The organism is Mesorhizobium sp. M1A.F.Ca.IN.020.03.2.1 (assembly GCF_004023205.1).
Lineage (GTDB): Bacteria > Pseudomonadota > Alphaproteobacteria > Rhizobiales > Rhizobiaceae > Mesorhizobium.
The window spans coordinates 18,419-28,723 of sequence record NZ_RZSV01000060.1; the positions used below are offsets into that span (position 1 = coordinate 18,419).

The 10,305-nt window shown below is 60.1% G+C and carries 9 protein-coding genes and 1 pseudogene; 2 read left to right on the forward strand and 8 right to left on the reverse strand.

Annotation, left to right across the window (positions count from 1 at the left end):
* Window positions 1-227 precede the first annotated feature (227 nt).
* Window positions 228-1,784: a hypothetical protein gene (locus EOA79_RS12450; RefSeq protein ID WP_128293028.1), complete on the reverse strand. Its 1,557-nt coding sequence runs from the start codon at window positions 1,782-1,784 to the stop codon at window positions 228-230.
* 2 nt (window positions 1,785-1,786) lie between these two features.
* Window positions 1,787-3,709: a TIR domain-containing protein gene (locus tag EOA79_RS12455; RefSeq protein ID WP_127335788.1), complete on the reverse strand. Its 1,923-nt coding sequence runs from the start codon at window positions 3,707-3,709 to the stop codon at window positions 1,787-1,789.
* Window positions 3,710-4,356: 647 nt separating this feature from the next.
* Between EOA79_RS12455 and EOA79_RS12460 the strand changes: the two genes are divergently transcribed.
* Window positions 4,357-5,004 carry a hypothetical protein gene (locus tag EOA79_RS12460; protein WP_127335789.1) on the forward strand — a complete coding sequence of 216 codons (648 nt, stop codon included), beginning with the start codon at window positions 4,357-4,359 and terminating at the stop codon, window positions 5,002-5,004.
* A 65-nt stretch (window positions 5,005-5,069) separates the two neighbouring features.
* Window positions 5,070-5,636, forward strand: coding sequence for a recombinase family protein (locus EOA79_RS12465; protein ID WP_127335790.1), 567 nt, complete (start codon window positions 5,070-5,072; stop codon window positions 5,634-5,636).
* A gap of 59 nt (window positions 5,637-5,695) precedes the next feature.
* Here EOA79_RS12465 and EOA79_RS12470 read toward each other — a convergent pair whose 3' ends face one another.
* The 6 genes and pseudogenes from EOA79_RS12470 to EOA79_RS12495 form a co-directional block, all read right to left on the reverse strand.
* Entirely contained in the window at window positions 5,696-6,010 is a 315-nt protein-coding gene (locus EOA79_RS12470) for a hypothetical protein (RefSeq protein ID WP_127335791.1), read from the reverse strand.
* Between the two features lie 671 nt (window positions 6,011-6,681).
* Window positions 6,682-8,841 carry a bifunctional DNA primase/polymerase gene (locus EOA79_RS12475; protein WP_128293030.1) on the reverse strand — a complete coding sequence of 720 codons (2,160 nt, stop codon included), beginning with the start codon at window positions 8,839-8,841 and terminating at the stop codon, window positions 6,682-6,684.
* Between the two features lie 14 nt (window positions 8,842-8,855).
* Entirely contained in the window at window positions 8,856-9,179 is a 324-nt protein-coding gene (locus EOA79_RS12480; RefSeq protein WP_127335723.1) for a hypothetical protein, read from the reverse strand.
* Window positions 9,176-9,451, reverse strand: a complete 276-nt coding sequence (locus tag EOA79_RS12485) for a hypothetical protein (RefSeq protein ID WP_127335722.1) — start codon at window positions 9,449-9,451, stop codon at window positions 9,176-9,178. The genes EOA79_RS12480 and EOA79_RS12485 overlap by 4 nt, the downstream gene beginning before the upstream one ends.
* Window positions 9,448-9,666, reverse strand: coding sequence for a helix-turn-helix domain-containing protein (locus tag EOA79_RS12490; protein ID WP_127335721.1), 219 nt, complete (start codon window positions 9,664-9,666; stop codon window positions 9,448-9,450). Before EOA79_RS12490 ends, EOA79_RS12485 begins: the two co-directional genes overlap by 4 nt.
* A 312-nt stretch (window positions 9,667-9,978) precedes the next feature.
* A pseudogene (locus EOA79_RS12495) lies at window positions 9,979-10,305 on the reverse strand (hypothetical protein); the annotation flags it as partial.

A 10,305-nucleotide genomic window follows, 5' to 3' on the forward strand; every position in this document is an offset into this window, starting at 1 on the left:
CGCCAACGCCGGCTGAACTGACGGAGGTCTGGCGAACCGCGGCCCCCGCCCTGCGCCGGCGGAACCGCCTCGGCGAAGCAGGCACTCTTGGAGATCGACGGCTTATTGGTGTTCAATTACTTTGCCGCCATGCTTCTATTCGACCGCACAGCGACCAGATGAAAACGTCAAACAAGAGTGCTTCGGATGCTCCGTCCGGGGTAAAGCTCGGGTGATCTAACTCGCGCTCAGACATAAAACTTGAACGGCTGGCGTTCCTCTCCCTTAGCCGAGCCCATCGTGAGCACATCTCCAACCATGCGTGCAAACCGCACGGTGACTGGCAGGCCGTCATTGAAGTTGCACGAGTTGTAGTTGATCTTGGTGAGACCCATAATATCTCCCAAGACCATGCGGATGTCGGGCTTGGCGTTCTTGCTTCGCATCACGGTGATGTGCAGCGGATTGGGTGTTTCCGGCCCGATATAGGTGTCGAGCTGCGGCACGTAGCCCGTTGTCCAGAGGTAGGCCGTCTGATCATCGAGCAGGAGCGCGGTCCCGCGCAACACGGGATAGTCGCCATCCCGAAAGAGTTTCGTCTCGCCTCCGGTCGAACGGATCCGCACGCCGATGACGTTGGTCTCCTTCGGAGCCGCGTCAATAAAGGCGTTCCATTCCTCGTCGTTGAAATAGGTCTGTCCGTGAATGAACAACTCCTTGGGCGGGCCGCCATGGGTCTCGGAATAAGTCTTGAGCACAAGGGCGAGCAGGCTCTTCGCCGCCGGAGCTTTGAGGTGAAACTCGCGGTCACCGGTCTTCCACGGTCCATTGGCGCCGCGGAAAACGACCCCGTCACCCTCGTTGAGGAACATCTGCGCCGCGCAGCAGGCATGTCCATCGGGATCGTGCGGTAGGCTCTTATAGACCATGCCAATGTAGCAGACGCCCGGGCGAACGTCCGCCAGCCGCCACGGTGGTTTCGGCTGCGTCTTGTAGTAGAGCCCGGTCGCAAGGTTCCAGGCGACGGTCGCTGCATCCTGGGTCTTTCGGACCGGATAGTTGGCTTTGTTGAGAAAAGCCTCCGGCGCGAGTGTCGTTTCACGAACAAGTTGAGTTGGCGCTATCCTCAGGAACTCTGCTTTGATCCTGCGATGGAAATCAGGAACGTCCTCGAAAATCGCCTCCTCGGCTTGATCGATGACGCCCATAGCGGAGAACAGCGGAATGCTTTCCTTGGCCTTCTGCCTCTTGGTGAAATCCCCCTTTTCCATCGGCAGCCCGGTTCGCTTGGACTGAGGTCTGCAGCGATCATAGACGATCTCCGGCAGCACCAGGATCCAAACGTCGACCGACCGCTCGTCATTGCGCAAGTACTGCTTGACGCGATCGATGTACAACCGTGCGACCTTGTCGACGGCCTCATTGAGGTTGATGATGCGCGTCGCGCGATCGATGTCCTTCCACGCAATCGATAGCGCGCTGCATTCATCCGGCTCAAACGAAATGCCGAATGCTTCATCAAGGCCGGGGAAGTTCGCCAGGTGCAGTCGGTCAGCCTTCTCGCCTTTTCCAGGCGTCGGAACCTGTACAACGGCATTGAGCTTGTGGCCCCATGTTCGAAAATGCCCAATCCCGTCCGCGGTGCCCACCACGCCCACCCGGATCTCGCGGCTCTTCTTCGCTTTCGCGTGCGGCCCGTAAAGAAAAAGCCCGTCCTTGGGATGCGGACTCCGCTGCGAAAACGCAAACTCCAACTGCGGTTCCTTGAAGTGCTCGACACGAAGCGATTTCTCCGGAAACCTCATGCTTAGACCTCGTCGTCGTTGTCAGGTCGCCCCAGCGTGCTGATGTCTGCCTCTTCTTCGTCGGCATCGAGAACATCGGGAAGCGCGGTACACACTGGCGAGGTGAAAAGCATAGGCGTCGCTTCGATCACAATCGCCGCGTTCGTTGATAGCGACAGCCGGATGTAGGCCGACTCGCCAGACAAAAGCTCAAGGAAAGCGAGCATGCGCCCGCGCCATTGCTTGTTGCGCCAACCCTTGCAAATGCTCCGGCGCAGGCGATGCAGCTTTCTGGCGTCATCGATGACGAGCCCCTCGGGCGTATCGTTGTCTACCGAAAACAGAACTCGGGACTTGAGCTTCAGGTGCCAGAACGGCCAGAAGTGAGGCATCGCAGTGACGCCGAACTGCCAGATATGTCCCTTCGCGACGTTACGAAGCATCGAGGATCGACGGTCGCCCTGCTTGCCCCACGGAATGCGCTGTCCGATTTGCGCCTGTGTGGCCGAAGCATGGAAACCGGCAGCGTTAGAATAGTGATACTCGACGAAGCCCTTTTCCCGGCAGAAGGACAGCCAAGCTTTCTTGATCATGGCGATGACAAGGTTGGATGCGACCTGGCGTTCCATTCCGAGAGTCGGGAAACCGTTGTCGACAAATTCCAGCAACGGGATTTCGTTTTTGAGCTTGAAGCGGCCGACAGACGCGAATGCCACATCGATCTCGGCCTCATCAGCGAAGGTAATAATGCCGGAGCCCTGGATGGCGCACGGATAGGGAAAAGCTTCGAGCGCACGATTCAGCAGTCTTTGCTCGATCGCTCCGGTGCTTTCGAAGTATCGGATGACGTCTGGCGCCTCCGCCGCCCGAAGCCAATTTGAGGTCAAACGCTCGGCCTCCTCGACGAGCGGTATCGCGCCGCGCCGTCGGAAGATCTCCCAATTCGGATCGATCACGGGCGGGCCGGCAGATCGCAACACCTTTTGCCGCTGGAGGGTATCCAACAGCAACCCGGCGCCGTCTCCCCAGCCGCGCACGAAATCGACAGTCACCGCGTCCCCGACGCCCTTGACCTTCTTACCTGCCTCGAGCCGGAGCGGAATGATGAACCGGCTATCGGGAATCTCCTTCGACAATTCCAGCGCGATATCTAGATCGTCCTGAACATGCGGATCATCGAGCGTGGCATCACGGCAAACGAGGAGAACTTTCGCCGCTCGGTATTGCAGCGCCTGATTGATCTGCCGGCGCCACCTATCGCCGGGCTGAAGCGTCAGGATGTCGGCGAACACCCGATACCCTTCGGCCTCGAGCTTGGGCGCTAACCAAAGCGTAAATTCATCGTCGATCGGTGACGACTTGATCAGAAAGATCGTGTCGCGGACCGTATTCTCGACAGTTGTTGCACTCCCGGCTGCCACCTTAGGGGGCAGGAGATTGGCGAGGACAGCGGGAATCGGCTCCGGCTTTGCGAGGGCCTTTCCGACTGCCTCCGTGACAACCGTTTCCAGAACCGATGTGCTTTGCGCCCATAGTTTTTGATGGGCTTTCTCTATGTTCGGATGCTTACGCAGGAGGGCGTTGAGGTCGCCCGGGCCGAATATGTCGCCCGGTGTTTGCAATGAGGGGCCGATGATCTCGGCTAACGCGCTCTTGTTTTTCGGCGTGAGCGGCGCCGATGTCACCAAGATGTAGCGCTTCGGCACGAGCCGTTCTATCGACTGCCGCTCCTTCGCCATCTTGGATTTCAAGCCCGAAAATCCGGTACGGTAATAATGCTTCGCCTGCAGGACGATGGCGCCATCTGCCAGAGCATGGCGTCCGTCCATCCCGTCGTCTGGCCCCTCGGGAAAAGCCTCGAAACGCTTTCCGATCTCGCTACCAATCAGGTCGCGGGCCAAATCCTCAAAATCGCTGTGCGACAAACTCGAGAAGTCATATGCCATGCTACAAGCATGAAGGCCCGCTTCATGAGCAGTCAAGCAATCAGGGGCGCTATTCCGTGGCGACTAAACTTTTCTAACAACAAAACAAACTGACAACTGCGCTTAGCTTCTCGATCCGCGAATTTCAGGTCAAACACTAGTCATCCATGACGACAACTCTCACTCCTCCCCAACATCCGGTCTCTAGACGCGAACGTCAATCAAAGGTTGGAAAGCGAGTGAGTCGGAGGCGGCTGAGCTGAGGATATCTCCTTTCCCTTAAACCGATCGCATGGTGAGCCGACGCATTCGCCGGCTTCAGCGATACAGCCGGTGGGGTATATCGTTCGATCACTGTCGGCTCCCCGCGCGCGAGGCTCGCAAATTTCTAACGAGGTATACCGGCTTCTCACAGCTCTACCGATCTTTGGGGGTGCCACCCCCGGCCACCCCCCATCCGGCAGCACTGCGCCTTTGCCCTCGACCGTCGCCATAGAACCCCGCCAGGCTGCTCGGCCGCTGACCAGAGCGCACCGCGCCGCTTTCACTGTGGCCGTTACAGAGGGCCGCGTACCTTAATGTAAACATTTCTGGCACATCCTTATTGACTGTACCTTTTACGTACCTTAATTATTGGGCACATTCATCAATGATTAAAGGGTACAGACATGACCACGACACATGAACAATACGTGCGCGCCGTTGCGGATATCGTCGCGGCTTCGGCCAGCGCAGACGATGCCGCCAAGCTCGCAAGCATCAAACTTGTGTTCGGCGCCGGCGAAGCTGGCCTTCGCGGCGTCACGTATTACAGCAAATGGCAGATTGGTGTGGAGGCTCCGGCCGCGCCGTTTGTGGAGGTTTGCGCCTTCGGCGAGGAAAACACCTGCCAACTCGCCGGCACGACCATTCATGAGCTTGGCCATGTCGTCGCGGGCTTCGAAGCCGGCCACGGCAAGCAATGGAAGGACGCCTGCGGGAGGCTTGGACTGCGGCACTGCCACGCGGCCGGCCATCAATACCGTTGGGCAGACTTCACGCCGTCAATCCGGCTTGCCGTCAACGCTCTGCCGAAGCCGAACGACGGCGCACCCGTTGCCATCCTGACGAACCGCTTCGGCCGCACCGTTGCGTTTAAACCATGTCCGGCCGGCATCGGCACCAAAGGCGGCAAATCGCGCGGCGCCGGTTCCGGCAGTCGCTTGCGCCTGTTCGAATGCGCTTGCGTTCCGGCCATTAAGGCACGCGTCGCCCGCGATACGTTCTCGGCCACCTGCGATTGCTGCCAATCGCCATTCCACATCGTCGCCCGATGAGGGCAGCGCCGCGCTGGCAACGGCGCGGCATCCCGTTTAAACGCAAATCAGGGAAGGAAACGCAAATGACAATCGTCGGATATGCCAGGGTATCGAGCACCGGGCAGAACTATGAAACCCAGGTGGAAAAGCTGACTGCGGCCGGAGCTACCAAGATATTCACTGAAAAGCAGTCCGGCTTGGACAAAGAGCGGCCGGAGCTGGCGCGGTGCCTGGACTATGTGCGGGAGGGCGATGTGTTGATGATCACAAAGCTCGACCGGCTGGCGCGCTCCGCCGGCCATCTGCACCAGATCGCCGACGAATTGGCGTCCAAGAGCGTCGGCTTCAAGGTGCTTGACGACAGCGGTGTGGACACGACCACGCGCACCGGCAGGCTCGTCTTCGGCATCCTCGCCAGTATCGCCGAATTCGAGACCGCTCTGCGGAAGGAACGTCAGATGGAAGGCATCGCTCTGGCGAAAGCGGAAGGCAGGACCGGCGGTCGACCGGCGTTGTTGACGGCGGAAGCCGTGGCGAGGATCAAGCAGGCGCGGGCAGATGGTTTGTCGATCCGCGCCACGGCGGCGCTGGTCGGCTTCTCAAAGGCCACCGTGCAAAAGGTGCTGGACGGTTCGCGCACCGTCGAGTGACGGACTGCGGCTTGTTTAAACGACAAGGGCGCCTGGCGCGCGCTGGCGCTTACCACTTTCTAACTCTCCCGCTCGCCGATTTGCCGCTTTAGCTTTTCGGTTTCAGCGGCCGCTTCGTCTAGCGCGACTTGCAGCAGCTCCCGGCGGCGCTGCTCGTCGACACCGGCGGCGATTTTCGCCAGTAGCTCGACCTCCTCCCATTCCAGTTGCAAGCGTGCAATGTAATGGCCGCTCAACGCGAGGTGTTTCGTGGAAAGCTTCACCTCTAGTCCAAATTCCTTTGGAACGACATTGGAGGGTGTTATTTCGTCCTCAACCACATCACGTTTGCCGACATGCGTCCGCTTTGACTGTGGCGCTACCGTCAACCTCATAAGCGTTTCCCCTCCGCTCTATTTCAGCCAAAAGATAACAGAGGTTACCCCAGGGCGCGCGTTCGCAATCCGAAGGTGTCCCGAGTAGCAGCCAGAGTGCAAATTGCGCTGGACGGGCCCGCCTGTGGCACTGGCCGGCACTCGCGCCCACGCAGCAGCTACGGCCAATCTGGGCCACACTGAAAGATGAACGTTCCTGCGCGTGCACATAACCGGCTTCAAAAATCAAGGTGACGTAGAAGCCAATGGTAATTGGATTGCCGATCCGCCGTGAGCCTGATCGCCTCCTAGCGATCCGCCGCTTCACCTCCTAGCCCGCTTCGGCAATATGCTGCCGCGCAAATTCCCCCTCACCCGCCGTGCTGGCGTCCCTTGCCACCGATCAGGCGGGGCGCTGCGGTCAGACCTTTGACCATTTCAGCCAGGGTCTCGCCCCATTTGAGAAGAATTCAAAGCACTCGCGGAGGTACGTAGCCCCTCCTAAAGGGGAGGGGCTACTCCGCTACTCCGCTAAGGGCGTGCCGCGCGGAATAGATGGCGGAATAGATTTTCATTCCGCAAGCCTTGTGGTGTAAGGGATTGCGGGATTTTCTGCGGAGTAGGCGCGGAATAGATTTTTGCTTCGCGTTCCGTCAAATCTGTTCCGCGTTTTGCGGAATAGATTTGAGGGGTTATTCCGCAAGCCAATCCTCACGTTTCGCGGGGTCGATGGCGAAAAATTCCTGCTTATCGCCTTTGACGAGTTTTTCACCCCGCCTAAGAATGCCAACGGCTGACAGCTCGTCACACAGGTCGATGACCGTCTTGCGTGTCTTCGATGTGTCGGCATCGTGACCCAGTGCTGTCAGCAAGCCCGGTGCCTTCGGCACATACTTCTCGGCCTTGTGATGCCGGCGATCATAACCGCTGGCAATCGCGTCCAGGATGGCCCGCTTCTCGTAGGCCGTCATGTGGTCGAGACGGTCGAACTCCTCGTCAGGATCAGCCGGTGTGTCGGTTTCCTTGAGATAGGCGACGGTCTGCGGCTTGCCCCAAGGATTGACACCAGCCGGCTCTACGCCGACGGCGAACGTGGCCAGCACGATGTTATCGAAACCGTTGCGGTTCTTCTTGAGACGGCACGTGCTGACGCCGCTGGCATTTTTCGATGTCTTTACCTCTACGTCCGTGGCCCCGTGCAGACACCCGTGGCCACGCGGAGTGTCCCCATCAGCCTTGTCGTTGTGGTGGATAAGGATGACGGCAATCCCGAGCCTGCAAATGGCCTTGCAAGCGGTGACGACACGGCCCATACCGTCGTCGCCGTCGTCGTTCTCCCGGATGCCGGGAAACGCCATATTGGAAGTGTCTATGACAAGCACGCCGGCACCGGTCCGCTTCAAGTCATCAACGACACGTTTGAAATCCAGGCTGCCTTTCCTGAGATTGGCGATGCCGGTTGCCAGGTGGACGTTGTGCCTGCCGTAGCGCTTCCGCAGCGCTTTCAGTCGCGCCCTCATGCCCCTCGGGTCTTCCGCCGCCGCATACAGCGCAGGCATCGGCATCGTCTTTTTGCCGAAGATGTCCTCGCCTTGCGATATCCTGAGTGCGATGTAGGGGGCCAGCAGGCTCTTACCCGATCCAGGCATGCCGAAGATGCACATGAAGTCCCCCCTGGCCAGCGTGTCCTCGACAATCGGCTCACGATCAAGACCGGTGTCGGCTTCCAGTTCGTCGGGCGACAGGCATTCATAGCCACCATCTGCCTGCCTCGCCTCTTCGGCGATCCGCGTTCCGCCGTTGGCGGCGTGCTTGCGGATCAAGGCCAGGATGTCAGCGTCGCTGGCGTCGATGTCCTTGAGCAACCTCACCTCGGCGAGGGCCGCCGCTTCGGCGAGCGGCGCCGTGTCGTCCGGCAGCTCGTCAAACTCGTGGGCGAGCGAGCGGCAGCCGAAGGCGTTCTCGGTGTTCTGGTAGGCGCTGTGGACCTTATATTCCAACTCGCCTTCGTCCCACGGCGGAGTATTGCGGGCGTTCCAGGGGCCAAGCAACTCGACGGCCGTGTCCGCCGTTATGCCGGCGTCCCAAAGCGTGCGAATGACGCGGATCAAGTTGGCATTGCCGCCGTTTCCGGAAACGGATTGCTGCTCGGTTTCCAGCCGCGCTTTCACCGCTGTGATGTCGGCGGGATCGTCCCCAGGCACCGCAATCATCAACGTGACGGGCGTCGCCTTCGTCCACTTCTGCGCGATCGCATCGACAAGCCATTGGGGCAACTTATCCGGCTTGCGCGGCTTTCCGCCAACCGGGGTGTAGAGCTTGCCGCCAATGGTGCTGCCAGGCAGGACGGCGAGGGCCTTCCTGGACTTCACGTCGACGCCATCCGCGAGCACGCTATTCTTGCTCTGCACCGGTTCGCCTTCGAAGTAGGCGTGCACGCCGCCCGATGCCGAGCGCGTCATGAACACGTCCGCGTCGGGGCCGAGTTCGACGCCTTGCTCGGCCGCCAGGTTGCGCAGAGCGGCGATGCCATGCTTGCCGTCCTTCTCGTCGCAGTCGATGCAGATGACGCCGCTCTTTTCCGTGTCGAGGCCGATGTTGTAATCGGGGTTGGAATAGACCGGCTTGCCCTTGCGCGTCTCACCGATCAGCTTGCGCTCCGGGGACCAGAAGTCGGCGAGCCGATCAGGATCGTTCGTGGTCTTGTTCCACCAATCCTTGAAGGGCGGTATCTTCTTGTCAGGGAGCAGCGGACCAACGGACCAGCCGAGCCGCTTGGCGTACGCAACCGCGATTTGCAGCTTTGAAGCTTGAGCCCTTCCGTTCAAGCTATTATCATATTTATCGGACATTTTATTTTCTCGCGTTACATGGCCCGCCGCTTTTCCTCGGAGCGGCGGGCTTTCCTATTGGGAGGGGACTGGAAGCGCCGCGCCACCTCGGCGAGGTTGACGCCCGGAGCGGTACAGACATCGATCAACGGCGGCGAGGTGTCGGCAATGCGAACCGTGACGCCAGGTGCGATCTCGACGGCGCGGCCAGTAGCAGCCGCCTCTGCGGCGGCACGCCTGACAAGCTCACCGAAAGAGCCGCCGATGAAGTTGATGTCGGCGACGCACGACGGATCATCGGCGTATGCCGCGCCGGCAATAGCGTCACTCATGATGTTCTCGACGATGCGCGCGGTCATGCTGCCCTCCTGCCTCCCGGCACTACCAGCCGCCACACAAGCTTGCCTTTGCGATCATGGGCCAGCTCGATGAGGCCATCCCTTTGCAGGCGCCGTTTGGCGGCGACTACGTTCGTGGCGCGGTGGTCGGCCCGCCGTCCCTGGCGCAACGCCTCCGTGAGCCTGATCTGATGATCTGTGCGGGTCGCTAGGGTGTAGTGAAGCCAGGTCTCGGCGGCTTCAACCTCCGCCTCTGGGGGAGATGCAACCTGTTGTTTGATGATGGCGCTCATGACGCCACCTCGTCGGGCACGTCGTAAGCTGATATCTCCCAGGCCAAGAGATCGCTGGCGCGGTAGCGAATGCGCCCGCCGGGCAGCTTGATGGCCTTCGGACCTTTTCCCTTAGCCAGAAGATTGCGGAGAGATTGGGGGTGGTAGTTGTACCGCCTGGCGACTTGCTCAGTCGTCAAGAGCGGATCGAGTTCGAGCGCTTCCATAGCGGTCATGGCGCGGCTTTCCTTTCGGCCAGTTGGCCGGTTGGTGTTGCCGGCCAGGCAGACGCGCACGTTTGCGGGCGCGCACCTAGGCCGTAGTACTTCGACGCATTTGGGATTGATCCGAAAGAGGGCGTTCTTGGTATTGCACCCTTGGTCAGAGTTTTAGCCGGCCCGGTCGGATCATGCCGGGGTGTTCGCTATCTGACTAAATTTTGCACTATTAAATCACAGGTAGAGCGATTAAGTCAAGGATTATAATCCTACAGCAGAACAGCGGCTAGGCCATCTGGCTACGTGGCCGCCGCCGCATCGTTTAAACGGTCAGCTTGCCCGCATCGGTTCCAAGGCCGCGACGCGAGCCGCCCACACATTCAAGGCTGCCCGGCGCTCCGGCAGATAGCGAGCCCGGTTGTAGACGCCGGCCACGCCGGCCTTGGCCGCGCCGCTGACATGGTTCACGACCGCCTCGACCACGTGGGGAGCAATGCCAAGCTCATTCATCCCCGTGACCATCGTGCGCCGCAGGTCGTGGCCGGTCCAGTGCGGCAGGACAGGCCGCCCAAGAGCCGTGCAGAGCGCCGACACGCGGGCGTCGAGATGCCCCTTGGCCGATCTATGGCGTGATTTTTTCCTGGTGCTCGCTTTCAC

What these genes read in the sequence shown, in the direction of transcription:
- EOA79_RS12450 (WP_128293028.1), bottom strand. Translation starts at nt 1,784, where the DNA reads ATGAGGTTTCCGGAGAAATCGCTTCGTGTCGAGCACTTCAAGGAACCG.
- EOA79_RS12455 (WP_127335788.1), bottom strand. Translation starts at nt 3,709, where the DNA reads ATGGCATATGACTTCTCGAGTTTGTCGCACAGCGATTTTGAGGATTTG.
- EOA79_RS12460 (WP_127335789.1), top strand. Translation starts at nt 4,357, where the DNA reads ATGACCACGACACATGAACAATACGTGCGCGCCGTTGCGGATATCGTC.
- EOA79_RS12465 (WP_127335790.1), top strand. Translation starts at nt 5,070, where the DNA reads ATGACAATCGTCGGATATGCCAGGGTATCGAGCACCGGGCAGAACTAT.
- EOA79_RS12470 (WP_127335791.1), bottom strand. Translation starts at nt 6,010, where the DNA reads ATGAGGTTGACGGTAGCGCCACAGTCAAAGCGGACGCATGTCGGCAAA.
- EOA79_RS12475 (WP_128293030.1), bottom strand. Translation starts at nt 8,841, where the DNA reads ATGTCCGATAAATATGATAATAGCTTGAACGGAAGGGCTCAAGCTTCA.
- EOA79_RS12480 (WP_127335723.1), bottom strand. Translation starts at nt 9,179, where the DNA reads ATGACCGCGCGCATCGTCGAGAACATCATGAGTGACGCTATTGCCGGC.
- EOA79_RS12485 (WP_127335722.1), bottom strand. Translation starts at nt 9,451, where the DNA reads ATGAGCGCCATCATCAAACAACAGGTTGCATCTCCCCCAGAGGCGGAG.
- EOA79_RS12490 (WP_127335721.1), bottom strand. Translation starts at nt 9,666, where the DNA reads ATGACCGCTATGGAAGCGCTCGAACTCGATCCGCTCTTGACGACTGAG.